Source organism: Vibrio sp. Vb1755, from assembly GCF_033338635.1.
Taxonomy (GTDB): Bacteria; Pseudomonadota; Gammaproteobacteria; order Enterobacterales; family Vibrionaceae; genus Vibrio; species Vibrio alginolyticus.
In genome coordinates this window covers 1-24,748 of the sequence record NZ_JAWOTA010000024.1, presented here as the reverse complement: position 1 = coordinate 24,748, position 24,748 = coordinate 1, and the positions used below count along the sequence as shown (strand labels likewise).

Sequence of the window (24,748 nt, the reverse complement as noted above, 5' to 3'; positions counted from 1 at the left end):
CACATCAGCATGCTTATGCTGAGCTATCTCATTTGGAGTCGACAACATGACGCAGCTTAATGACGCTATTTCTGATCAGCTACTCGCAATAGACGAAAACCTAACCCAACTGGTTGCTGATATTGATATCCTCAGTAGCGTGAATCCTCTTAATTATGCTCAAGAAAGAGAACGTTTCATTAAAAACAAATATTCTCAAGAGCCTAATTTTCAATATTCAATTACTAATGTAGATACTCACAGCGCAAAGCGACGTCTATATGAGCTACCTCTAGAAAACATTCAAGACACCCAATTGCAGAGGCTGTACGCAGATGTAATTCAGTCTTATGCAGATAAACTGGATCAAGTGAATACCATAGGTACGCAAGAGTTTCTTTATAACTCCTTACGCTATTATGGGGAACCGAGCGCCAAAGATATTGCCAACGCCCATTTCATATTGCACCTTCCTACAGAAGAAGAAAAAGAACCTCAGCACGATAGCCGTGCAATAGCACGTTTCATGCAAAATTTTGCTCAACGCAATGGGTATGAATGTGAAATACAGGTGTTGGACGGGATGTTAGCAAACGCACTAGTTTCAGGATCTAGAGTCAAAATTAACCACGCGGCGTACATCACCACTGATGAGCTGGAGGCTCTTGCACATCATGAAATGGGAGTACATCTCCTAACTACGCTTAACGGTCGTCAACAACCGCTAAAAGTCCTGAGCTTAGGTTGTCCTGCCAATACCAACACTCAAGAAGGGCTGGCTATATTATGTGAGTATCTGTCAGGACATTTCAGTATCAAGCGCCTAAGAACCTTAGCCTTACGAGTTCTGGCAGTAGAGTCGATGATCAAGGATCGCGATTTCCGCCATACGTTCATGCTATTAAAAGAACAGTATAAAGCTTCTGATCTTCAAGCATTTACAACGACTGCCCGAGTCTATCGAGGTGGAGGTTTAACGAAGGATTACTTGTATCTTAGAGGATTCCGAGAGGTGCTCAATGCCTATGATAGATTGGGCGATGACTTTTCACTATTGTTGTGCGGGAAAACAGAGCTGAAGTACTTTGAGCTTATCCGTTCATTAGTGAGTAAAGAAATATTCACTCAACCTAAGTTTATTAGCCCGGCACTGTCCACACCGATGCAGACCAACCCAATTCACCGTTATATTGTCAGTGCACTAAAATAATACCTTCTAAGTACAAAAAAGAAAAAAGCTCCATTCGGAGCTTTTTCTATATCTTGAAGAACGATACTCGTTACACTGAGAATGGGTAACGAATAGGATCGTGATGCTCGTACCCTTCAACCCAAAAGTCATCCAGTGTGACCCATGTTTCCAAATCTTCTAGAGATTTAATCTCTGGGTTGATATGGAACGTCGGCGCTTTTAATGGCTCACGTTTCAACTGAACATCGCGCATCAGTTCAAGCTGATCTTCATAAATGTGAGCATTCACAATCTTATGAAATGCCTGACCAGGTTTCTTGCCCGTAATTTGCGCCATAATCACCAAGAACACGTAAACTTGAACCATATTGAAGTTTAAGCCAAGCGGTACATCACACGAACGCTGAGTACTATTCAGGTAAAGCGTATCATCCAGCAATGAAAAATGGTGACTGTACATACAAGGACGCAAGCACCCCATGTGGAACTCACCCGGATTGTAGAAGTTCAAGATTTCACCGCGGTCATCAACACCACGCGTTAAGTCATCCACTATCTTACGTAGCTGGTCAACATGACCACCATCAGGTTTCGCCCAGGCGCGCCCTTGAACCCCATAGACACGGCCCATGTCGTCTTCACCTTTACGGTATGGGTTATTCAACCAGGCATCATTTAGGTTGGCATTGGCATCCCAGGTTTTCGTGCCCAGCTTACGAAAATCTTCCGCATTATCGTAACCACGAATATACCCTAATAGTTCTGCAACGGCCGCTTTCCAAAAACTTTTACGTGTGGTGACCAACGGAAATTGATTGTTCGCAACATCGTAGGTTAAATCCGCGTTGATTACGGTCAGGCAGCGCTTGCCTGTACGCTCATTTTCAACCCAAACACCTTGGTCAACGATGCGTTGACACAAATCTAAATACTGTTTCACACCAATACCTTACTTCGTCTTTTGTGGTAATTCGTCTTTGTAATGACCACGTTTGTATGCCCAAACCATCATGAGGACACCGATAACCACCATTGGCAGGGATAAAATCTGTCCCATGGAAATAAAGCCACCGAATAAACCCAAATGAGCGTCTGGTTCGCGCACGTATTCTACTAGGAAACGGAAGGTTCCGTAACCCGCAAGAAAGAGTCCTGAAACAGAACCTAGAGGACGAGGTTTCTTGATGAACCAATTCAAAATGAAGAAAAGGACGATACCTTCAAGCGCCATTTCATAAAGTTGCGATGGATGACGTGGCAGTGGACCGCCATTTGGGAAAACGATCGCCCAAGGCACATCCGTTACTCGGCCCCACAACTCGCTGTTCATGAAGTTACCTAAACGCCCCATACCCAAACCAAATGGCACAAGCGGCGCGATAAAGTCAGCAACACCGAAGAAAGTTCGCCCGTTTTTGTGTGCATACCAGAACATCGCGGTAATCACACCCAGTAAGCCCCCGTGGAAAGACATACCACCGGTCCACACTTTAAATAGATACAAAGGGTCAGCCAGGAAGAGCTCAAAATTGTAGAAAAGCACGTAGCCTACACGGCCACCAATCACCACGCCAAGGAAGCCTGCGAACAACAAATCAGAAACCTGCTCTCGTGTCCAACCACTTCCAGGCTTATCCGCACGTCGGTTAGCTAACCATAGAGCAAACATAAAGCCCACAAGGTACATCAAACCGTACCAACGAACCGAAACAGGACCAATAGAGATTAAAACCGGATCAATATTGGGAAATTCAATATATCCCTGAGACATAAATCATTCTCTTCTTATCACAACAAAATAAATATACCCAAGTAACCTCTAGATGCTTGGTTCAGCGAGAATGACTTGGGTGCAAACTTAGAGCAGCATGGTCGCTGCAACAAACATTAAGAACACCGCGAATATCTTTTTTAATACCGCAGTTGGAAGGTTAGTTGCCAGCTTCGCACCCACTTTTGTTGTGAGCATCGAGGCCATAGCAATCGCTAATAAAGCGGGAAGATAAACATAGCCAATACTGTATGAAGGTAAGCCTTCCACTTTATAGCCATGTAAGATGAAGCCGATCATACCAGAAATAGCAATCACGCAACCACAAACGGAGGATGAGCCCACCGCTTTACGCATCTCTATCCCATGTTTATTTAAAAATGGTACCGACAGTGAGCCACCACCAATACCAGCAAGGCTTGATACGACACCAATTCCCGTGCCGTAAACTACAGTCACAGGGCTGCTCGGCATAGGTTTACTGCTCGTAACTTTAATGGAACGAAACATTTGTACTGACAGGCAAAGAACAATGACACCAAACACTTTCGGCAAATAGTGTGTAGGGATCCACTCAGCAATATTGGCACCAACAAAGCCACCAATGACCACACCAGGCATCAACCATTTTACGACAAACATATCGACATTGCCGAGCTTAAGGTGATTCATCGCCGATGAGCCAGACGTGACAATAATACTCGCTAACGAAGTGGCTAAGGCCATGTGCATACTCATTTCTGGAGAGATCCCAGCAAGAGGAAGCAAATACAACAAGGCAGGAACAACAATCAAACCACCACCGATACCGAGTAACCCCGCCATCACACCCACAAAAGCGCCTAGCGCCAACAATAACAAAAATAAAGAGACGGTCACGATTTCCTACTTTTTACCTGCACGGATAAAGCCCGCAAAGCCCTGTTGAATGAAGAAGTCATGCATCATTTGATGAATGTCCTCCCCATAGGACTTTGTCATTGCTTGCTCCGCTAATTTTTCTAATTCTTCTTGTTGACTATGACGAATCAAATATTTCACCTTAGCCACGTTGGAGGTGTTCATACTCAAACTGGTATACCCTAACCCAAGTAAGAGAAGAGCGCCAAATGGATCACCCGCTAGCTCACCACAAATACACACGGGCACCTGATATTTATCACACACCTCATGGATTTGCTTAAGCGCTAACAGTACCGCAGGATGCATAGATTCATAGACATCCGCTACGCGCGAATTGTTCCTATCTACCGCTAATAAATACTGAGTTAAATCGTTTGTCCCGACAGAAACAAAATCAACACGGTGAGCAATCGTTGGCAACAGATACACCATCGATGGTACTTCAATCATGACCCCAATTTGTGGGAATTGAATTCTATCATCAAGCAAAACGGCTTCGCTGTGAGCTTGATTAATCAAGCTAATGGCATCGTCTAGCTCTTTTACCCCTGACACCATTGGCAATAAGATACTTAAGTTTCCGCTTTCTGCACTCGCTCTTAACATTGCACGCAGCTGGATCAAGAAAATGTCTGGATGATCCAATGTAAAACGAATGCCACGCCAGCCTAGAAACGGATTATCTTCTTCGATGGGCAAATACGGCAAAGGTTTGTCACCACCAATATCCAAAGTACGCATCACTACTCGTTGATTCGGATAGCTGTTAAGTATTGCTTGGTATTGATGATACTGCTCATCTTCCGAAGGAAAGTGATGCTGAAGTAAAAATGCAATCTCAGTTCGGTACAACCCAACACCATCAACACCTGTGTTGATGGCAATATTACTGTCTGCACTGAGTCCCGCATTCAGCATAATTTCGATATGGTGATTATCTTGCGTAACCGCAGGGAGTGCGAGGTCCTTGTTTACCATGGCAAACAGTTCAGACTCTTCGCTTACTAAGCTGCGATACTCTCGCAACAACTGGCGGTTTGGCTCTAAGAAGATCTCACCCGTATAGCCGTCGACTATCCCGAGTTTGCCATTCACCACATCCGGATTAATGTTGGCGCCCATGACTGCAGGGACCCCAAGAGCTCGAGATAAAATGGCAGCGTGAGAGTTTGCGCCTCCCTCTAATGATACGACGGCTAACAAAAACTCTTTAGGTACAGAAGCGAGCAAGGTGGCAGTGAGTTCGTTCGCCACCAAAATAATGGGACGATCAATTGCAGAATTTTCTTGCTCACTGTTGTGCAGAAAATAGAGCAGCCTTTGCCCTAACTCTCGGATATCTTGCGCTCTTTCACGCATGTATACATCCGACATTCTTGCAAATCGATTCGAGTATGACTCTACAACTTGGCGTAACGCCCAGTCTGCCCTATCTCCTTTTTCAATCTGCTTCTTCAAATCACCGCGAAGCATCGGATCATTCAGTAAGTGAGTAAACAGATCGAAGATCGCCAGCGCATCTTTGTTGATTTCACTGTCCAGCTTTTTCCGCATACGGCGAAAGTCATTTAACGCTCGCTCTATGGCCACCAGTAATGTCTCGTGCTCGCGTTCCTTATCTAACGTGGACGAAGGGAAAACATCCGATAAACTCGGCTGGGTATTGTCGAACCAAAACTCTCCAATCGCGACACCAGTAGACGCAGGCAAACCTTTTAATACCGTGGGTTTAGATGCTAACTGCCAATGCCCAAGATTCTGCGCATGTGCAATGAGCACCGCTAACTGAGCGGATAAGGTAACAAGAAACGATTCTTCCATTTCACTAAACAAGCGCGGCGTTTTTTGTTGGATCACCAACACACCTAAAACTTGTTTACGATGAATGATTGGAGTAGCTAAAAAAGAGTGGTAAATCTGTTCGCCGAGTTGAGGAAAGAATTTGAACTCGGGGTGTTTTGAGGCTTCGGCAAGGTTAAGGGGTTCAGCGCTTCGTTTTACCAACCCAACCAAGCCTTCATTGAAGTTGATATGAATACTATCACCTTCAAAAATAAGGCCTTGAGTTGCCATTAACTCAAGGCGCTGCATTTCTTCATTAGCAAGATAGATAGTACAGCACTCAGTACTAAGGGCAGCACAAGTCTCTTTCACCAATATATCGAGTGCCAGATGCACATCATCGACCCTGGAGACTTTCTCAACTATTTCCCTTAGCTGACTGAGCATGATTATCCTCTACGTTGCTTTTTTCTTTTCCCTTTCGCTTTTCTCTCTCGAAAAGGCATGGCTAAGGATGCAAATTCTTTCATCGCTCGTCGATAAACATCTCGCTTGAAAGAAACAACTTGCCTAACTGGATACCAGTAACTTACCCAGCGCCAACCATCAAATTCAGGGGATTTTCCGCGTTGCATATTAATGCGAGACTCATCGCATTCTAATCTCAGCAGAAACCATTTCTGTTTTTGGCCGATACAAACAGGCTTGGAGTCCCAACGCACCAATCGCTTTGGTAGCTTATATCTTAACCAATGACGACTTGTTGCAATGATCTTAACGTCTTTTTTCGTTAAACCGACTTCTTCGTATAACTCCCTGAACATGGCTTGTTCAGGGGTTTCACCTTCGTCAATCCCACCTTGTGGAAATTGCCATGAGTGTTGCCCGTATCGTTTAGCCCAGAAGACCTGACCATGGTTATTACATATCACAATACCAACATTAAGTCGGTAACCATCGCCATCTATCACTGGCTAACCTCTATGAATAAATTTTTTATTACCGTGATTTTTCCACATATCCCCATTACTAGCAAACTTACTGATGTGATATGAGCAAGATTTATTACCTTTTCACCATTTTTGGATATCTTTTAATCAAACCATACCTTATCAACACAAGAGTGAGACATTGCCCACATTTATTCACCTTTTCTGTGAATAACTTTGTGAAGAATTCAATTCAAATGAGTAATTCAGTTCAATCCCATCAAAAGCAAAACAGATGAAGAAACAAAAAAATAAACATAAAACATTGATAAAAAAGTATTTATTTTTAAAAACAACGATAATTCGATCTTCAGTTTCTTGATGATCTTTTCACCAAACTCAGATCGGTCAAAGATCCACCAACAGGCTATTTATCCACACTCACCTGCTATTCGTTTAGATGATTACAACAAAATCAACCCCAAAAATGCATTTTAACCCCTGTTTATTCATACAGACCCCGCCAGGATCTTATCAATACCTCCTCCACCTGTGGATAAGTTATGAATTGATCGTTCTTACACCGCCTCGGTGAAATCTTAAACAGTAGATTTGGTCGGAGTTTGATAAACTATATTTTTTGTAATACCACCTTGTAACTATGAAACCAGAACCACAAACAGAAGCAGAGCTATTGGAACGAGCGCATGATATGGCAGGACTCTGTTTTGCTGAGTTGGCCGCCGAGGCGAATATGATTGTTCCTGAAAACTTAAAACGTGATAAAGGTTGGGTGGGTCAATTACTCGAATGGCACTTGGGCGCTCCAGCTGGCAGTAAACCTCAACAAGATTTCGCAAAACTAGGGATCGAGTTGAAAAGTATTCCGATCAGTTACTCTGGCAAACCTTTAGAAACAACCTTTGTTTCTGTGGCGCCCCTCACTGGTGTTCATGGTCTTACATGGGAAACAAGTCATGTTCGAAACAAGCTATCTCGTGTCCTTTGGGTACCCGTAGAAGGAGAACGAGAAATCCCACTCCCTGAAAGACGTGTGGGCAGTCCACTCATTTGGTCACCAGATGAAGAAGAAGAACGGATTTTGCGAAATGACTGGGAAGAGTTAATGGAGATGATCGTCTTGGGAAGATTTGATCAAATTTCCGCCAGACACGGAGAAGCGCTGCATCTTCGCCCTAAAGCCGCAAATGCAAAAGCGCTCACCGAAGCATATAACTCAAATGGTAAGCCGATGAAAACTCTGCCCCGAGGCTTTTACCTTAGAACACAGTTTACTGAACAGATCTTACTCAAGCACTACATTAACACTCAACCAGAATAAAACTATATCAGCTATTTAGTGCGTCACGAGCGATAACTCAATATCGCAGTATGAGGCTGCCTCTTCAGTGCCACATTCGTCATACGCATTGCGCAGCCTTAAATACGCTTTATCGACCCCTAGCCTCAATAGTTCTTCTTTTACTAAGTCTAGAGAGCCAAAATGTATCGGGTCTTCACCGTCTTTAATCGGCTCAAGTTGATGCTTGTACTCCACAGCTAAAAGATAGTCAGAGACATCAGAACACCCAATCACAAATACTTTGGGAGTTTTATAAGTATCTTTATGTGGACCATGTAGCCACATGTCCAATTGATGCTTCTGCATAACATACCTCCTTCACACGATCATTTAAGTGTAGTTAGGCTAACTGTAGCTTTCGAGTTTGCTCTTCCTTTATACGTAAATCATTTGCGATTGCGGCTACAAATCCCCTATATTGGAGTCACTTATTTAGTCGGTAACTCTTCAAGGACGTGATATGCAATACACAAAACTACCGCACTCATCACTTGAGATCAGTAAAATCTGCCTCGGCACTATGACGTTTGGCGAGCAAAACACAGAAAAGGACGCCTTTGAACAGCTCGACTTTGCCCTCGATCATGGGGTGAACTTCATCGATACCGCAGAGATGTACCCTGTACCGCCAAACTCGGAAACACAAGGGCTCACCGAGCAATACATCGGTAATTGGTTAGCAAAAAGCGGCAAAAGAGAGAAAGTAGTACTGGCAACAAAAGTGGCAGGCCCTCGCAATGTTCCTCACATCAGAGACAACATGAGCCTTAATCGTCGCCACATCCATACAGCAATTGATGACAGCCTTAATCGTCTACAAACCGATTATGTCGATTTGTACCAACTACATTGGCCGCAGCGTCAAACCAACTGCTTTGGTCAACTCAACTACCCATACCCTGACAAACAAGAAGAAGTCACGTTAATTGAAACGTTGGAAGCGCTTACTGAATTAGTGAATGCAGGTAAAGTGCGCTATATCGGCGTATCCAACGAGACGCCGTGGGGTGTGATGTCGCTATTGCGTTTGGCAGAAAAACACGATTTGCCAAGAATTGTCTCCATTCAAAACCCATATAACTTATTGAACCGCAGCTTCGAAGTTGGCTTGTCTGAAATCAGCCATTACGAAGGCGTTCAGTTACTTGCCTACTCTCCTTTGGCATTTGGCTGCCTGAGTGGTAAATACCTAAACGGGGCAAAACCTGAAGGCGCTCGATGCACTAAGTGGGAGCGTTTTGCGCGCTACTTCACTCCGCAAGGTGTTAAAGCGACCGAAGCTTACGTCAATTTAGCTCAAGAGCATGGTCTAAACCCTGCACAAATGGCGCTCGCGTTTGTCAATCAGCGTCCATTTGTTGCTTCTAACATTATCGGAGCAACAAACCTAGACCAATTAAAAGCCAATATCGACAGTATTGATTTGCAACTTAGCGACGAACTACTTACTGAAATTCAAGCAATAGGTACAACTTACTCGAATCCTTGCCCTTAACAGTACCACCTTCAAACGAAAACAGCTGATCTTCAAGATCAGCTGTTTATCCAATGAAGTCATACTTCATATAAAAAGTTAAGCGTGTTGAATGACTCGTTAGCAACTCAGTCAGCCCAACACGCTAACGATTACGTCATTATTCGCGACGTTAAGACTCGACGAAGGTGACGAACTCGACGTTCAACTTTTACTGCATCCGGAACATTGGCACGTGTAGAACGACCATCGCGATCTAAACCAATATCCCTCAATAGATGAACATTCGTCCATGGAATATCATGAGCAGTTCGGCGTATGGTACGCTGCCATTGCTTTTCTTCGCGTTTAAGGTCTGCTTTCAATAGCAAAGTGGCCAATTGTAAGTAAATAGAGTGACGCATAATATTTTCTCCGATTATCGATGTATTCGACTGGGAAAAATAGTGCGTAAAATGAACAGAAATATTCTGTTGATACTAAGCCGCTACTTTCCCGCAGCCTAGTAATAAATATGATAGGTTACGGATTAATTTTTATCTTGTGAGCCAGTGGTATTGGTATCATCCGATTTAAGGGTTATCGGAGCGATAGGCATACGATCAGCGCAAGCAGTGGTGTTAACAACGTAATGTTTCATCTTGCGCCTCCTAGCTAAAAATTAATCCGTTTATGAAAGGTATAACTCATTGAGTTACGGTTAAATTGTAAGCTTTGATGAATATATATCAAACATTTTTTGCCTTTTTGATTAAAAACAAATCAATACACCGCAATTTAGTTTCATATACTTTTATGTATAACATATTCACCTGAGGAATATATAAATTTGCGGATTTTATAAATCAAACCAAACAAAAATAAAAAGAGCGGCTCTGTGGCCACTCTCTTTTATTGTATTTATTCGCCTATTTAACACAGGGAAAGGCCAACTACATGGCTTGTTCGGAAATCAAGTTATGTTTATTAAGTAGTCGATACATGGTTGCACGCGAAACTCCGAGCTCTTTCGCCGCATTTGAAACTTGACCAGAATGAGATTCCAAAACAACCAGCAACGCATCACGTTCACTCTTCTCTCGGATTGATTTCAAGCTGCGCTTTGAGTCATTACGTTGAGGTAAATCTAAATGATGCTCTTCAATCATTACGCTGTCGGACATTAATACCGCTCGCTTCACTTGGTTCATCAGCTCACGCACATTTCCAGGCCAGAAATAACGTGTCAGTGCCTTGAATGCATCCTCAGAAAAGCTTTTTGCTTGCGAGTTGTACTCTTTTGAGAACTCTTGTAAGTAGAAACGAGCCAGCAATGCGATGTCACTCGCACGTTCTTTCAAGCTAGGGACATTGATGCGCAGAACGTTGATGTAATGGTAAAGCTCTTCATTGAAGTCACCGTCAATCAAAGCTTTTTCAACATCTGACGAGTTAGCAGCAAGAATACGCACGTTAACCGCTTTTACGCCATCTTTGGTATCAATGGTGCCTTCTTGCAAGAATCTCAGCAGATTCATTTGCTGCTCTTTTGAAATGGTAAGAATGTCATTAAACAACACGGTGCCACCATCTGCTTGTTCAAGCAGGCATGCTTCCATATCTTCATCGGCGTTAATACCAAATACTTCAGCTTGGAAACGTTGTTCATTGAGTGCGCGACAGTTAATTGCCATAAACGGTTTATGAGAGCGTGAAGAGACTTTATGGATGGCCCTAGCAACCGCCTCTTTACCAGTCCCACTTTCCCCTGAAATCAGAATGCTGACGTCCGTTGGACCAATGCGCTTCACTTGATCGCGTAAACGTTTCATCGGGATAGATTCACCGATCAAACCCATATCTAAACTGCTACCAAAACTAGGCCAAACTTTTTTCTCCAATTTAAGCATGCCAAGCTGGTGACCTATTGTGCTTAATAACTGTGCATCTGGGATCGGCGCTGTGAAAAAATCGATACAAAAGTTAACAATGAACTGGCATATGGTGTCAGTGCCAAGCTGAGATTCACGAATAAACGCTAACCAACGTACGTGTTTGTGAGAGCTGACTAAGTTCGCCAAACCATTCAAGCTGAACTCGTCATGGCTGAGATCAACAATACCGATACATGGACCAATATCTTCTAACAGCGTATTAGCTTTGCGTAAGTCACCTACTTGGTGACACTTCCAGCCCACTTGCTCCAGTACCGATAACCAAGGCTCATAAGTACCGCCAACTACCACAAGCGATCCCGGGATGGAATCCATCTTAAACTGCCCAGCCATTCTCTAACCCTTTTTCATTGTTAATAGAAATTTTGTGCCACAAACTTATCTTTGCGAGCGGGTAACATTATCGAGACTCCGCCCCCTCACGTCTGTCTCAGTATTAAGACTATGCAATAGATTGAGATTTGGCGAATGTTTATTTGCATATCCCATTAAAAAGCAAATGCAACAACTTGAATTAGCTTAACTAAAAGGCAAAAAAAAACCACCCGAAGGTGGTTTTTTACTCATCCTATCGAATTACGCTTGCGGGCGCATTGCAGGGAATAAGATCACGTCACGGATAGTGTGCGTGTTAGTCAGTAGCATAACCAAACGGTCGATACCGATACCTTGGCCTGCTGTTGGCGGTAGGCCGTGCTCTAGAGCAGTGATGTAGTCTGCATCGTAGAACATTGCTTCGTCGTCACCAGACTCTTTCGCTTCAACCTGTGCTTTAAAGCGTGCATCTTGGTCTTCCGCATCGTTAAGCTCTGAGAAACCGTTCGCTACTTCACGGCCACCGATAAAGAACTCAAAGCGGTCTGTAAAGAACGGGTTGTCATCGCTACGACGAGCTAGTGGAGAGATATCTGCTGGGTAGCCAGTGATGAACGTAGGCTGCATTAGCTTAGGTTCTGCTGTTTCACCAAAGATCTCTTCAAGAAGCTGACCACATGTCCAGAAAGGTTCTACTTCAACGTGAACAGATTTCGCGATAGAAACCATTAGATCACGGTTTTGTAGGTCTTCTTCTGTTAGCGCTTGGATTTGCGCGTGGTCTGGGTTGTAGTGCTTGATTGCTTCGAACATGCTCATACGAGTGTAAGTACCACCAAACTCAACCGTTTCATCACCGTAAGGCATTGACGTTGAACCTAGAACTTCTTGCGCCACTGAGCTTAGTAGTTCTTCAGTTAGGTCCATCAGATCTTTGTAGTCTGCGTACGCCATGTAGAATTCCATCATTGTGAATTCTGGGTTGTGGCGTGGAGAAAGGCCTTCGTTACGGAAGTTACGGTTGATTTCGAATACGCGATCAAAACCACCAACAACTAGACGCTTCAGGTATAGCTCTGGCGCGATACGTAGGTACATTGGCATGTCTAGTGCGTTGTGGTGCGTGATGAATGGACGCGCACTCGCACCGCCAGGGATAACGTGCATCATTGGCGTTTCAACTTCCATGAACTGCTTAGAGATCATGAAGTTGCGGATTGCAGACATTACTTTAGAACGTACTACGAACGCTTGACGAGAGTCTTCGTTAACGATCAGGTCAACGTAACGTTGGCGGTAACGCATCTCTTGGTCAGTTAGACCGTGGAACTTTTCTGGAAGTGGACGTAGTGCTTTGGTTAGCAACTCGTACTCTTCCATGTTCACGTATAGGTCACCCTTACCAGACTTATGAAGTGCACCTTTAACACCGATGATGTCACCGATATCTAGACCTTGGTATTTTTCTTTAAGTACTTTTTGAACCGCTTTGTCAGCATAAGCTTGGATACGGCCAGAAGTTTCTTGAATTACCAAGAATGGACCACGTTTAGCCATGATACGGCCAGCGATTGCTACTACGTGGTTAAGCTCTTCTAGCTCTTCCTTCGTCTTTTCACCGAACTCTTTCTGAAGGTCGCCCGCTAGTGCGTCACGACGGAAGTCGTTTGGATGGCCGTTCGCTTTGCAGCTCTTTCGGATTGCATCCAGTTTAGCGCGGCGTTCAGCAATCAGCTTATTTTCTTCTAGTACAGTTTCGTTTTGAACAGCATCAGTCATTTTCGATGTATCCTGTTTTTGTCGGTGAAAAGCTTTATAGACCTGATTTCAGGCTAGCTTCAATAAATTTGTCCAGATCGCCATCAAGAACCGCTTGAGTATTACGGTTTTCAATGCCCGTACGGAGGTCCTTAATACGTGAGTCATCCAATACGTAAGAACGGATCTGGCTACCCCAGCCAATGTCAGACTTAGCGTCTTCATTAGCTTGTTTTTCCGCATTTTGCTTTTGCAATTCAAGCTCAAATAGCTTCGCTCGAAGCTGTTTCATTGCCTGATCTTTGTTCTTATGTTGAGAACGGTCATTCTGACACTGAACCACTGTGTTCGTAGGTACGTGCGTAATACGTACCGCAGATTCTGTGGTGTTTACGTGCTGACCACCTGCGCCTGACGCACGGTAAACGTCAATACGTAGGTCGGAAGGATTAATGTCGATGTCGATGTTTTCATCAATCTCTGGATAGATGAACGCAGAAGCAAATGACGTATGGCGACGACCGCCTGAATCGAACGGAGATTTACGAACAAGACGATGAACGCCCGTTTCAGTGCGTAACCAACCGTACGCATACTCACCAGAGATGCGAACTGTTGCCGACTTAAGACCCGCTACTTCACCTTCAGAGACTTCAATCACTTCAGCTTTGAAGCCCTTCGCTTCTGCCCAACGTAGGTACATACGCAGCAGCATGTTAGTCCAGTCTTGTGCTTCTGTACCACCAGAGCCTGCTTGCAAATCGATGTAACAATCAGAGCTATCGTGGTCGCCAGAGAACATACGACGGAATTCAAGCTTTTCTAGCTTCTCTTCCAACTCAGCAAGTTCTGGTTCAATTTCGTCAAATGTTTCTTGATCTTCTTCTTCTACAGCCAGCTCAAGAAGACCTTCTACATCTTCCACACCTTGCTCTAGTTGATCAATGGTTTCAACAACCGCTTCTAGTGATGCACGCTCTTTACCCAGTGCTTGCGCACGCTCAGGTTCGTTCCATACATCTGGTTGTTCAAGTTCTGCGTTGACTTCTTCTAGACGCTCTTTCTTCGCGTCATAGTCAAAGATACCCCCTCAGGACATTTGTGCGCTGAGACACGTCCTGCAGACGGTTTTTAATTGGATTGATTTCAAACATGTTTACTCAACATTTTAGAATAGAATTTAACCGAGAAATTCTACTGAAAAATGTGACGGAGATACAGGAAAATTTCGGATGAGAAATCAGATTGCGGTGAGAGAGAGCACGGTCATAAAATTTTACGCCCACTTAGGGGCAACCGTACTCTATAAGAAAGGTTGATCTAGGTATTACTTAGCTTCGATATGGTCGATCATCAATTGCAATGATTGATTACCACGAAATTCATTCACATCCAGCTTATACGCGAGACGTACTGTTTTAACCGATGCATCTGGCCATCGACGTAGATCAACATTGAATGCAATACCGTCGATCATCACATTGGTAGGGTGACCTTTATAAAGCGGCTCTAACATCAATTTAAGATGCTTCTCACCCACCAGCTTTTGATGCAGTACTTTAAACTCACCATCAAAGATTGGCTCTGGGAAAGCTTGTCCAAAAGGGCCACCCGATCGCAGCTGTTCAGCAACGTGCATAGAGAACTCTTCCGGCTTAAGTTCACCATCTGACATGATCACGCCTTTTAGCGCCGCTTCATCGAGTTCCTTTTTTACCACTTCATCAAACAAACGACTGAAACGCTCAAAATCCTGCTCTTTAATCGTTAAGCCTGCTGCCATGGCGTGTCCACCAAACTTGATGATCAAACCCGGATTTTGCGTGTCGATGAAATCCAACGCATCGCGCATGTGTAGCCCCGGAATAGAACGACACGAGCCTTTAATCGTCCCTTCTCCGCCATCAGCAAATGCAATGACTGGACGGTGAAACTTCTCTTTAATACGCGAAGCCAAAATACCAATCACACCTTGATGCCAATCACGTTGGAACAAGGCTAGGCCATAAGGAAGCTCATTGCCTTCACCAAACTGAAGGCGCTCACAGAAAGCCATCGCTTCTTGCTTCATGCCTTCTTCAATCTCTTTACGAGTTTGGTTCAAGCCATCCAATTCACTTGCCATGCGACGAGCAGCGTGGATGTTGTTACACATCAGCAGTTCAACACCGAAAGACATGTCATCAAGACGACCTGCAGCGTTAATACGTGGACCTAAAGCAAAGCCAAAATCGGACGCAACTAAACGACGCGCATCGCGCTTCGCGACCTCAATTAACGCTTGGATGCCGGGACGTGCTTTGCCCGCACGAATACGTTGCAAACCTTGGTGTACAAGAATGCGGTTGTTTTCATCCAATGGAACGACGTCGGCGACGGTACCCAGTGCAACAAGGTCAATCAATTCCATCAACTTGGGCTCTTGCATCCCCTGTTCTGCAAACCAATTGTGTTTTCGCATATGAACGCATAGTGCCATCATGAGATAAAACGCGACCCCTACACCCGCAAGCGCTTTAGATGGAAAGCTACAGCTCTCAAGGTTTGGGTTCACCATTGCATCCACATCAGGCAACACTTGTCCTGGTAAGTGGTGATCGGTAACGAGCACAGTAATGCCATTTTCTTTTGCGTAACGCACGCCTTCGATTGATGAGACGCCGTTATCCACCGTCATGATCATCTCAGCGCCAAGCTCTAAGGCTTGGTCAACGACTTCTGGGCTTAACCCATAACCGTCTTCAAAACGATTTGGCACTAAGTAATCCACATTGTGACTACCAAGCATACGCAGCGCGAGTACTGATAATGCTGAGCTTGTCGCACCATCAGCGTCAAAATCACCGACAACGATGATGCGTTTTTGTTCTTTTATCGCCTGAAACAAAAGATCGACAGCTTGCTCAATCCCCCCGAGTTTTTGATATGAATGCAACCCACGGGCCGACGTTTCTAATTGTGAAAGATCCGTTATCCCACGGTTGATGTAGATACGTTTAAGAATCGGAGGAATGGAATCAGGAAGAAGGGAAAGATCTGGTTCAGGACGTCGTTGAATTTCTATCATGCTTGAAAGAGCCGACAACTTTGCCGGCTCTGCTCCTAAAGGATTATAGTTGCTTTAAACGTTTCAATAGCTCTGCAGGTGGTAGGTAGCCACCAACCATTTCGCCATTCGGTAAGAAGATTGCTGGCGTACCAGAAATACCCAATTGGCGACCTAGATTGTAATGCGCCTGGATGGTTTCTTTACACTGTTTCAAGTCTTTCGCAGGGTTATCAAATGTACGATTCACTTTCGCGTTGTGCATTGCCGACGCCGGATCTTCAGCACACCAAATCGTTGCCATTTGCTCTGCCACAGGGCCAGTTGCACCTTGGCGAGGGTATGCCATGTAACGCACTGTAATACCTAGATCATTATAGCCTTGCATTTGGCTATGCAGACGCACACAGTAACCACAGGTGATATCAGTGAATACGGTCACAACATACTTTTCATCGTCGGCTTTGTATTCGATCATGCTATCGGAGAACTGAGCAATTTTCTCGGCGTTAAGCGGCGCTTGACGCTCTGCTATGACATCTTTGTAACTGCCATCATCATTAATGGCATAAAGCGTACCGGCGATAAAATGGCTACCATCATTTGAAGCAAACAGGATCCCGCCATTGGTTTGAATTTCCAATAAGCCAGCGACGTCTGATGGTTGAATATCAACGATAGATAAACCAAGCTTTGAGAACTTAGTCTTTAATGCTGCTTCATCAAAGCCACTTTGTGCAGCTGGCGCCACTTGTTGTGCAGGAGTCTCCGTTTGAGCCTGACTTTCTTCTGCACCACAAGCGGTAACAAAAAATGGTAAAGTCAGCAGAGTTAGTCGGCGTAATACGCTCATGAAATTCACCTTAATGTAAAATCGTTTTTCCAAGAAGACATGGATGAATCTAACCATTGTTATGCTCTTGGGTGGTGTTGACTGTGGATCTGCTTCAATCGTTCAGTCGCCACGTGAGTATAAATTTGCGTGGTCGATAAGTCACTATGTCCTAAAAGCATCTGTACGACCCTGAGATCTGCGCCATAGTTCAATAAATGCGTGGCAAAGGCATGACGCAGTACGTGCGGCGACAGCTGATCAGTATCAATCCCTGCTATCAAAGCATAGTATTTAATACGGTGCCAAAACGTCTGACGAGTCATTTGTCTTGCGCGTTTACTAGGAAAAACAATATCAGATGATGTATCACCAAGTAACGCAGGGCGCCCTTGTTGAATGAACGTCTCGATCCAATCGACCGCGTTTTCCCCCATAGGAACCAGGCGTTCTTTACCACCTTTACCAGTCACGCGCACCACCCCTTGGCGCAAGCTAACATTTTCCATGGTCAAACTGACAAGCTCTGTCACACGCAACCCTGTCGCGTAGAGTAGCTCTAGCATCGCTTTATCGCGCAATTCTATAGGGTCATTCGGGTCTGGCGCTTCGAGCAACGCGTCCACTTGCTCTTCACTAATATCTTTGGGTAAACGTTGTGGCAGTTTAGGGCTAACCAAGAGCGCACTCGGGTCATCAGCGCGCACCTTCTCACGATGCAGGTATTGAAATAAACGACGAATAGCCGACAACATACGCGCACGGGACGTCTGTTTGTAATCTAAATCTACAAGGTGGCTTTGATATTCTTGCAAGCCAGACAAACTGATGAAATCAAGACGGTATCGATGTTTTTCCATCCACACGAGCAGCTTCATTAAATCGTTTCGGTAGGAAGCCAACGTGTTCTCTGATAGGCCACGCTCCATCCACATCGCATCTAAGAATTGCTCAACAAGCGAAAAATCTTGTTGATTGACAGGCTGTTGTGCCGTCATGAATGCTTCCTTATCTGTTTATATTTACAGTATTTAGATTAAAGCACCTGCCAATCCAATACCATAAAAAATCATCCCACATAGGATATTCGCTGCAATCTTCCTCAATTTATGGTTAGAATCTTCCACAACAGCAACACAAATAACGACGAATATAATGAAAATCGGACTCTTTTACGGCTCAACGACCTGCTACACCGAAATGGCAGCAGAGAAAATTCGTACCCTTATTGGTGAAGACCTTGTCGACATTCACAATGTGAAAGAGACACCGTTATCACTAATGGCGGACTACGACTTATTACTCCTTGGCATCTCAACTTGGGATTTTGGTGAAATTCAAGAAGATTGGAACGCGATTTGGCAAGACATCGCGACCACGCCACTGAAAGGCAAAGTTGTAGCGCTGTTTGGCCTGGGTGACCAAGAAGGTTACGGAGAGTGGTATTTAGATGCGATGGGCTTACTTCACGATGAATTACAAGCCACAGGCGCAACCTTTATCGGTTACTGGCCAAATGAAGGCTACGAATTTGAAGCATCGAAAGCATTGATCGAAGATGGCAGCAAGTTTGTTGGACTTGCGTTAGATGAAGACTCACAGTACGAACTGAGTGATGAACGCATCGAAAAATGGTGTGAACAAGTTCTTGTGGAATTCCACGACACGCTTTAATAGCGCAAACACGTCATCATTAAAAAGTAAAAAGCCCGATGAAGTAATTCATCGGGCTTTTTATTATCTTGATAACGCGAAGTGATTACGCGGTTTCTTGTGCTAGCTCTGGGCGAGGTTTCGCGATGAAGAACATGCACACGATAGCCGCAAATGTTGGAAGCACCCAACCCATGCCGACTTCGAATAGTGGCAACATGTTAAACGCAGAAACATCAATACCCGATACTTTTGCCGCATCAACCAACGCAAACAACAGAGATACAAGCAGTACCGCGCGGTAAGCAAAACGTGGATTTGGCAGTTTGCTGCGCACAAATGTTAGTGCAACCAACGCAATCGCCACAGGGTACAGCGCAAACAATACTGGCACTGACAGAGAAATCAGCTGTGCAAGACCAACGTTTGCAACCAATGCACAAACAGAACCATTAATCAGTACCCATTGCTTGTATGACAGTGGTGTTTTCGAGCTGAAGAAATCTGAACACGCAGAAATCAAGCCAATCGCGGTTGTCAGACACGCTAGCAATACGATGACAGACAGAACGATTTGACCGTATGGACCAAACAACGCTTGAACGTATTGGCTAAGCACTAGGCCACCATTATCAGCACCAGCAGCAACCGTTGCACTCGTCGCACCTAAGTAAAATAGTGAGATGTAAACAAACGCAAGACCAGCAGCAGCAATACAACCTGCATAGATCAGATATTTAGTAGTTGCAGAGCGCTCAGTAATGCCTTTACCGCGCAGTGCATCAACCATCAGCATACCAAACATCAATGACGCGAACGTATCCATTGTGTTGTAGCCTTCTAAGAAGCCTTTGGTCAGAGGCTGCGTTAGGTATTCACCGTGCGCGCCAATCATATCGCCCTGAGGATCAAGGAAGACAGCGACAGCAAGAATGATCAAACCAACGAACAATGCTGGTGTCAGTACTTTACCGATAAGATCGATCAAACGGCCTTGGAACCATGAGAACATCATCGCTGCGATAAAGAAGATCACTGAGAACGCTGTCAGATGCGTTTGTGACGCCTCAAGGAAGAAAGGTTTCACCGCCATCTCGTAAGCCACTAGGCCAGTACGAGGCGCTGCAAACGCAGGACCAATGATGATGAAAATCAGTGCTGCCATAAGAACTGCCGCTTTTTTCGGAAGATCTTGCGTCAAGTGATCCCAAGAACCACCAGCAACAGCAATAGCAACGATAGTAATAAGAGGTAGACCTACCGCTGTTAGCAAGAAACCAAACATAGCTGGCATTAAGTTTTCACCCGCTAGCTGACCCGCTAGAGGAGGAAAGATAATATTGCCCGCACCTAAAAAGAACGCAAATAGCATAAAGCCTACTGCGATAATATCTGTTAGTTTTAACGTCTGCTTCACAGATAACCCTTGTCTTTTAATTAATGAATGTTGTGTATGCGTAGACCACTTTTTGTATACCTAAAGTCAATAAGTACACGTGGTTCAATCTATAAAATTTTCGCCGCATAATGACGAAAGACTCATCATTTGGCAACCTTTAAGAAAAAAACACCATATTAATTTAGTTTTCAAACTTAAAAGCAGTGGATATAACCAGATCCAAATAACAGACCAGTTCTTTATCTCGATCAATTAACAATACAATTTAATAACCAACAAAACAACAATCTATACAATTAATAAACAATAGAGCAATCCACTTAATTATTGAGCAAATATAAAACAATCATGAAGAACAAAAAACTGAAAACTAAAGGCTTCAATTTTAAGCAATTTTGTATTGAGGGCGGCGAGAGTGGTATGCCAGTCAGCACAGATGGGGTAATGCTTGGTGCTTGGATTCAAAGCCCTAACGACGCTAAAATTCTCGATATTGGGACTGGCACTGGCCTGCTTGCCCTGATGTGTGCTCAACGCTTTACGGAAGCTGAAATAACCGCGGTCGATATCGAATTAACAGCCGTTGCTGCCGCGCAAAAAAATACGGCCCAGTCTCCTTGGTCAGATCGTGTAAGTGTGCATCACACCGACATACTGCACTTTACGCCGACACATCCATTCCAACGCATCATTTGTAACCCGCCCTACTTCAACAGCGGCGAGCAATCGAAACACAGTCAACGTGCAACCGCGAGGCACACAGATACGCTAGGCCATAACGTATTGCTGCAGCGTTGCTATCATTTGCTTGATGACGAAGGGAGAGCTAGTTTTGTGTTGCCAATCACCGAAGGCGAGCAGTTCATTGAGCTAGCATTAAACCAAGGTTGGTATCTATCGAGGATCTGTCGTGTGCAACCATCAGAAAAGAAACCAGTACACCGATTGTTATTTGAACTGTCAAAACGACCTTGCGATTCGCAAACGTCACATTTAGTTATCCGTTCAAATGACCGCTATAGTGATGATTTCATCCAGTTAACTCGCGAGTTTTATCTTAAGATGTGAAATAACATGTGATCCTTATCACCAATCACTTTATAATGTGCGACCTTTTTGTATTCTATGCTGTTGTGGCGAACCATTAACCAAGCTTTGCTTGTGGAGAACTCATTGTGATCAGAACCTTTGCTGAACTTGATCTAGACCAAAACCTACTTGAAGCCATTGAAGAGATGGGTTACGAACGCCCAACAAAAATTCAGGCAGAAGCGATTCCACAAGCGTTGGACGGTCGTGACATTCTAGCGTCAGCGCCAACAGGAACTGGTAAAACGGCCGCCTTCGTCCTGCCAGCATTGCAATACTTGCAAGACTTCCCTCGTCGTAAGCCTGGGCCTGCGCGTATTTTGATCCTAACGCCTACTCGCGAACTGGCGATGCAAATTGCCGATCAAGCACGTGCTTTGGCAAAAAATACCAAACTCAACATTTTCACCATCACTGGTGGTGTTCAGTACCAAGAGCACGCCGACATCCTTGCAACAACGCAAGACATTGTGGTTGCGACACCTGGCCGTTTAAAAGAATACATTGATGCAGAACGTTTTGATTGTCGTGCAATCGAATGGTTAATCCTTGATGAAGCAGACCGTATGCTAGATATGGGTTTTGCTCCTACTGTCGATCGCCTATCGAACGAATGTCGCTGGCGTAAGCAAACCCTTCTGTTCTCAGCAACGTTAGAAGGGAAAGGCGTAGAAGGCTTTACCGCTGATCTGTTGAATGACCCTGCAGAGATCGACGCAAAATCACCTCTGCGTGAGCGTAAGAAAATTGCTCAGTGGTATCACCGAGCTGATGATGCTGAACACAAACTAGAATTACTAAAACACATTATTACTCAGCAAGCTGAGCGCACTATCGTCTTTTTAAAGACTCGTGAGCGTTTGGCTGAGCTACGAGCGCAGCTTGAAAGTGCACAGATTCCATGTTCTTGGATTCAAGGTGAAATGCCGCAAGATCGTCGTAACAATGCGATTTCTCGCTTCCGCGATGGAACTGTGAATGTGCTGCTCGCGACGGACGTTGCTGCGCGTGGTATCGATCTTCCGGATGTATCACACGTTATCAACTACGACATGCCGCGCACGGCTGATGTTTACCTTCACCGTATCGGCCGCACGGCTCGCGCAGGTAAAAAAGGTAACGCTATCTCAATCGTAGAAGCACACGACCAACCAATGATGGATCGCGTTGCGCGCTACGTGAAAGAAGACATCAAAGAGCGTTTCGTGAAAGAGATGCGTCCTAAACACAAAAAGCCTGTGTTTAAGAAGAAAAAGAAAAAAGACGACAAGAAAAAAGTAGCGAAAAAGAAAACCGCTAAGAAGAAGTAATCTTGTTGGGGCCAAGTAGCTCAAGCTAGAAAATAACAAAGGGTTGGCAATGCCAACCCTTTTTCGTTTGTGCTGATAGAGATTAACGTCGATTACGTCTCAATCAGCTTTATTTTTGCTCTTCGCGTTTAAATACTAACTCTGTTGGCGTCGATTCATCTTCCACAAAGTAGTAACCCGCCGTATCAAACTTAGTCAGGTCTGCAACGCTCTCAACACGGTTTTCAATGATGTAACGCGCCATCATACCGCGCGCTTTCTTCGCGTAAAAACTGATGACCTTGTATTGACCATTCTTACAATCTTTGAATACTGGCGTGATCACTTGCGCATCTAAATTCTTTGGCTTAACCGCTTTAAAGTATTCATTTGATGCAAGGTTGATAAGGACATTATCACCTTGAGCAGAAATCGCTTCGTTAAGCTTGTCCGTAATTACATTGCCCCAAAACTGGTACAAGTTCGTACCCTTGTCGTTTGCAAGCTTGGTACCCATTTCAAGACGGTATGGCTGCATCAAATCAAGTGGTTTTAGTAAACCATAAAGACCCGATAGCATACGCAGATGATCTTGAGCATATTCGAAGTCCGCTTCAGATAAACTTTCGGCGTCTAGACCTGTGTAAACGTCACCTTTAAATGCAAGAATGGCTTGTCGTGAGTTTTCCGTGGTAAACGTTTCACTCCATTCTTGGAATCGGCCCACATTTAAATCGGCAATCTTGTCGCTCACTTTCATTAAAGAGGCAACATCAGCAGGAGTCAGTTTGCGGCAAACATCGATAAGCTCTTTTGAGTATTCGACCAACTCAGGTTGAGTAAATTTTTCTGTCGCTAACGGAGACTCGTAATCAAGAGTCTTCGCTGGAGAAACTACGATAAGCATGACTTTCCCTTCTCTAATTTTGTTTTTAATAGGGTACAAAAAAAGCCATGCATTGTCTGCATGGCTTTTTACATCGTACTAATAGCTTTCAACTATGAGTGATAGCTCACTTAGTCTTTTTTATCGTTGTACCAAATGCCTTCTTCAAGCTGAGATTTCAGCTCTGGGAAGTCATTCGCATCAAATGTTGGCACTTTGCCTTCACCAAGCTGGCGGTTGTAATCTTTTGCCAGTTTAATCACGATGCCAGATAGCAAGATGATCGCCACCAAGTTGACTATCGCCATCAGACCCATAGAGACGTCAGCAAGCGACCATACGACTGGTAACGAAGCTAGTGCACCAAACATCACCATACCAAGAACAATAACGCGGAAAATGCTTAAGCCCGCTTTATGATTGTGCTCTAGGAAGATTAAGTTCGTTTCAGCGTACGAGTAGTTTGCAATGATTGAAGTAAACGCAAAGAAGAAGATTGCCACAGCAACAAAGATGCCGCCCCAATCGCCAACTTGTGAGCTCAATGCACGCTGAGTTAGCTCGATACCCGTCACTTCTGTTGCTTGACCGACATACTCACCAGACATCAGGATGATAGCCACTGTCGCAGAACAGATAACGATCGTATCCATGAACACGCCTAGCATCTGTACGTAACCTTGAGACGCTGGGTGTGGTGGGTAAGGTGTTGCTGAAGCTGCCGCGTTAGGTGCAGAACCCATACCTGCTTCATTCGAGAATAGACCGCGCTTGATACCGTTAATCATTGCCTGTGCAATTGCGTAGCCAAGACCACCTGCTGCTGCTTCTTGCAGACCAAATGCACTCTTAAAGATAAGCATCAATACATCAGGTAACTTCTCTAGGTTAGAGAACATGATGAACAGCGCTAGGGCTAGATAAAGTAGTGCCATGATCGGAACGATCATCTCAGCAACTCTTGCGATACGCTTGATGCCACCGAAAATAACAATTGCAGACAGTAAAACAACGGCAATACCGACATACAGGTTATTCCAACCAAATGCGTTGCTCATTGCATTGGCAATTGAGTTAGCTTGTACGGCGTTGAATACCAAACCAAAAGCGATGATTAGGAAAACTGAGAACAACACGCCCATCCAACGCATGCC

General features: G+C 44.4%; 22 protein-coding genes. 6 read left to right on the top strand and 16 right to left on the bottom strand.

Annotated elements, in window-relative coordinates:
- Nucleotides 1-46 precede the first annotated feature (46 nt).
- On the top strand, nt 47-1,189 hold the full coding sequence (locus tag R7E00_RS17885) for a flavohemoglobin expression-modulating QEGLA motif protein (RefSeq protein ID WP_025768430.1): 1,143 nt from the start codon (nt 47-49) through the stop codon (nt 1,187-1,189).
- A gap of 70 nt (nt 1,190-1,259) precedes the next feature.
- Here R7E00_RS17885 and R7E00_RS17880 read toward each other — a convergent pair whose 3' ends face one another.
- From R7E00_RS17880 to rppH, 5 genes are all read right to left on the bottom strand, one after another.
- Nucleotides 1,260-2,111 carry a thymidylate synthase gene (locus R7E00_RS17880; RefSeq protein WP_025768429.1) on the bottom strand — a complete coding sequence of 284 codons (852 nt, stop codon included), beginning with the start codon at nt 2,109-2,111 and terminating at the stop codon, nt 1,260-1,262.
- Nucleotides 2,112-2,120: 9 nt separating this feature from the next.
- The gene (gene lgt / locus R7E00_RS17875; RefSeq protein ID WP_005381948.1) at nt 2,121-2,942 is read right to left on the bottom strand and encodes a prolipoprotein diacylglyceryl transferase; all 822 of its coding nucleotides are present in this window, start codon (nt 2,940-2,942) and stop codon (nt 2,121-2,123) included.
- Between the two features lie 87 nt (nt 2,943-3,029).
- Nucleotides 3,030-3,821 carry a sulfite exporter TauE/SafE family protein gene (locus R7E00_RS17870; protein ID WP_005385965.1) on the bottom strand — a complete coding sequence of 264 codons (792 nt, stop codon included), beginning with the start codon at nt 3,819-3,821 and terminating at the stop codon, nt 3,030-3,032.
- 6 nt (nt 3,822-3,827) lie between these two features.
- Nucleotides 3,828-6,074 (bottom strand): phosphoenolpyruvate--protein phosphotransferase, encoded by a 2,247-nt coding sequence (ptsP, locus tag R7E00_RS17865; protein ID WP_005385966.1) that lies wholly within the window; start codon nt 6,072-6,074, stop codon nt 3,828-3,830.
- A gap of 2 nt (nt 6,075-6,076) precedes the next feature.
- Entirely contained in the window at nt 6,077-6,598 is a 522-nt protein-coding gene (gene rppH, locus R7E00_RS17860) for an RNA pyrophosphohydrolase (RefSeq protein WP_005381953.1), read from the bottom strand.
- A 619-nt stretch (nt 6,599-7,217) separates the two neighbouring features.
- Here rppH and mutH point away from each other — a divergent pair.
- The gene (gene mutH / locus R7E00_RS17855) at nt 7,218-7,898 is read left to right on the top strand and encodes a DNA mismatch repair endonuclease MutH (protein ID WP_005385968.1); all 681 of its coding nucleotides are present in this window, start codon (nt 7,218-7,220) and stop codon (nt 7,896-7,898) included.
- Between the two features lie 15 nt (nt 7,899-7,913).
- Here the strand turns inward: mutH and R7E00_RS17850 are convergent, their stop codons facing one another.
- A complete protein-coding gene (locus tag R7E00_RS17850; RefSeq protein WP_005381772.1) occupies nt 7,914-8,225 on the bottom strand; it encodes a DUF6482 family protein in 312 nt (103 codons plus the stop codon).
- Between the two features lie 154 nt (nt 8,226-8,379).
- On the opposite strand from R7E00_RS17850, the gene R7E00_RS17845 reads away from it, so the two are divergent.
- The gene (locus tag R7E00_RS17845; RefSeq protein WP_005381774.1) at nt 8,380-9,414 is read left to right on the top strand and encodes an NADP(H)-dependent aldo-keto reductase; all 1,035 of its coding nucleotides are present in this window, start codon (nt 8,380-8,382) and stop codon (nt 9,412-9,414) included.
- Between the two features lie 131 nt (nt 9,415-9,545).
- Here the strand turns inward: R7E00_RS17845 and R7E00_RS17840 are convergent, their stop codons facing one another.
- The 7 genes from R7E00_RS17840 to xerD all read right to left on the bottom strand — a co-directional run bounded on the left by R7E00_RS17840 (nt 9,546) and on the right by xerD (nt 18,276).
- A complete protein-coding gene (locus R7E00_RS17840) occupies nt 9,546-9,797 on the bottom strand; it encodes a hypothetical protein (protein WP_005381776.1) in 252 nt (83 codons plus the stop codon).
- A gap of 528 nt (nt 9,798-10,325) precedes the next feature.
- Nucleotides 10,326-11,660 (bottom strand): cyclic-di-GMP-binding transcriptional regulator VpsR, encoded by a 1,335-nt coding sequence (gene vpsR / locus R7E00_RS17835; RefSeq protein WP_017635067.1) that lies wholly within the window; start codon nt 11,658-11,660, stop codon nt 10,326-10,328.
- A 243-nt stretch (nt 11,661-11,903) separates the two neighbouring features.
- Complete coding sequence (lysS, locus tag R7E00_RS17830; protein ID WP_005382861.1) at nt 11,904-13,421, bottom strand: lysine--tRNA ligase; 1,518 nt, start codon at nt 13,419-13,421, stop codon at nt 11,904-11,906.
- A gap of 34 nt (nt 13,422-13,455) precedes the next feature.
- Nucleotides 13,456-14,554, bottom strand: a protein-coding gene (gene prfB / locus R7E00_RS17825) for a peptide chain release factor 2 (RefSeq protein ID WP_100068604.1) whose coding sequence is annotated in 2 segments (ribosomal slippage) — nt 13,456-14,478 and nt 14,480-14,554 — 1,098 coding nt in all. Because the reading frame shifts where the segments join, the coding sequence is not laid out codon by codon here.
- Between the two features lie 173 nt (nt 14,555-14,727).
- On the bottom strand, nt 14,728-16,467 hold the full coding sequence (recJ, locus tag R7E00_RS17820; RefSeq protein WP_017821504.1) for a single-stranded-DNA-specific exonuclease RecJ: 1,740 nt from the start codon (nt 16,465-16,467) through the stop codon (nt 14,728-14,730).
- A 43-nt stretch (nt 16,468-16,510) separates the two neighbouring features.
- Nucleotides 16,511-17,299: a bifunctional protein-disulfide isomerase/oxidoreductase DsbC gene (dsbC, locus tag R7E00_RS17815; RefSeq protein WP_005381786.1), complete on the bottom strand. Its 789-nt coding sequence runs from the start codon at nt 17,297-17,299 to the stop codon at nt 16,511-16,513.
- A 59-nt stretch (nt 17,300-17,358) separates the two neighbouring features.
- Nucleotides 17,359-18,276, bottom strand: coding sequence for a site-specific tyrosine recombinase XerD (gene xerD / locus R7E00_RS17810; protein WP_005381788.1), 918 nt, complete (start codon nt 18,274-18,276; stop codon nt 17,359-17,361).
- Between the two features lie 157 nt (nt 18,277-18,433).
- Between xerD and fldB the strand changes: the two genes are divergently transcribed.
- Nucleotides 18,434-18,952: a flavodoxin FldB gene (fldB, locus tag R7E00_RS17805; RefSeq protein ID WP_005381790.1), complete on the top strand. Its 519-nt coding sequence runs from the start codon at nt 18,434-18,436 to the stop codon at nt 18,950-18,952.
- Between the two features lie 85 nt (nt 18,953-19,037).
- Here fldB and brnQ read toward each other — a convergent pair whose 3' ends face one another.
- Nucleotides 19,038-20,348 (bottom strand): branched-chain amino acid transport system II carrier protein, encoded by a 1,311-nt coding sequence (gene brnQ / locus R7E00_RS17800; protein WP_005381792.1) that lies wholly within the window; start codon nt 20,346-20,348, stop codon nt 19,038-19,040.
- Between the two features lie 330 nt (nt 20,349-20,678).
- On the opposite strand from brnQ, the gene R7E00_RS17795 reads away from it, so the two are divergent.
- Nucleotides 20,679-21,398: a tRNA1(Val) (adenine(37)-N6)-methyltransferase gene (locus tag R7E00_RS17795; RefSeq protein ID WP_213972911.1), complete on the top strand. Its 720-nt coding sequence runs from the start codon at nt 20,679-20,681 to the stop codon at nt 21,396-21,398.
- A 107-nt stretch (nt 21,399-21,505) separates the two neighbouring features.
- On the top strand, nt 21,506-22,729 hold the full coding sequence (gene srmB / locus R7E00_RS17790; protein WP_005381797.1) for an ATP-dependent RNA helicase SrmB: 1,224 nt from the start codon (nt 21,506-21,508) through the stop codon (nt 22,727-22,729).
- A gap of 109 nt (nt 22,730-22,838) precedes the next feature.
- Here the strand turns inward: srmB and yaaA are convergent, their stop codons facing one another.
- Both yaaA and R7E00_RS17780 read right to left on the bottom strand, forming a co-directional pair.
- A complete protein-coding gene (yaaA, locus tag R7E00_RS17785) occupies nt 22,839-23,615 on the bottom strand; it encodes a peroxide stress protein YaaA (RefSeq protein ID WP_005382848.1) in 777 nt (258 codons plus the stop codon).
- A 110-nt stretch (nt 23,616-23,725) separates the two neighbouring features.
- Nucleotides 23,726-24,748 (bottom strand): alanine/glycine:cation symporter family protein (locus tag R7E00_RS17780; RefSeq protein ID WP_318124456.1); only part of this gene is annotated, 1,023 nt, incomplete at its 5' end.

Bases quoted from the DNA above. Each gene is read 5' to 3' on its own strand.
- R7E00_RS17885 (WP_025768430.1), top strand. From the start codon at position 47: ATGACGCAGCTTAATGACGCTATTTCTGATCAGCTACTCGCAATAGAC.
- lgt (WP_005381948.1), bottom strand. From the start codon at position 2,942: ATGTCTCAGGGATATATTGAATTTCCCAATATTGATCCGGTTTTAATC.
- ptsP (WP_005385966.1), bottom strand. From the start codon at position 6,074: ATGCTCAGTCAGCTAAGGGAAATAGTTGAGAAAGTCTCCAGGGTCGAT.
- mutH (WP_005385968.1), top strand. From the start codon at position 7,218: ATGAAACCAGAACCACAAACAGAAGCAGAGCTATTGGAACGAGCGCAT.
- R7E00_RS17850 (WP_005381772.1), bottom strand. From the start codon at position 8,225: ATGCAGAAGCATCAATTGGACATGTGGCTACATGGTCCACATAAAGAT.
- R7E00_RS17845 (WP_005381774.1), top strand. From the start codon at position 8,380: ATGCAATACACAAAACTACCGCACTCATCACTTGAGATCAGTAAAATC.
- R7E00_RS17840 (WP_005381776.1), bottom strand. From the start codon at position 9,797: ATGCGTCACTCTATTTACTTACAATTGGCCACTTTGCTATTGAAAGCA.
- vpsR (WP_017635067.1), bottom strand. From the start codon at position 11,660: ATGGCTGGGCAGTTTAAGATGGATTCCATCCCGGGATCGCTTGTGGTA.
- lysS (WP_005382861.1), bottom strand. From the start codon at position 13,421: ATGACTGATGCTGTTCAAAACGAAACTGTACTAGAAGAAAATAAGCTG.
- recJ (WP_017821504.1), bottom strand. From the start codon at position 16,467: ATGATAGAAATTCAACGACGTCCTGAACCAGATCTTTCCCTTCTTCCT.
- dsbC (WP_005381786.1), bottom strand. From the start codon at position 17,299: ATGAGCGTATTACGCCGACTAACTCTGCTGACTTTACCATTTTTTGTT.
- xerD (WP_005381788.1), bottom strand. From the start codon at position 18,276: ATGACGGCACAACAGCCTGTCAATCAACAAGATTTTTCGCTTGTTGAG.
- fldB (WP_005381790.1), top strand. From the start codon at position 18,434: ATGAAAATCGGACTCTTTTACGGCTCAACGACCTGCTACACCGAAATG.
- R7E00_RS17795 (WP_213972911.1), top strand. From the start codon at position 20,679: ATGAAGAACAAAAAACTGAAAACTAAAGGCTTCAATTTTAAGCAATTT.
- yaaA (WP_005382848.1), bottom strand. From the start codon at position 23,615: ATGCTTATCGTAGTTTCTCCAGCGAAGACTCTTGATTACGAGTCTCCG.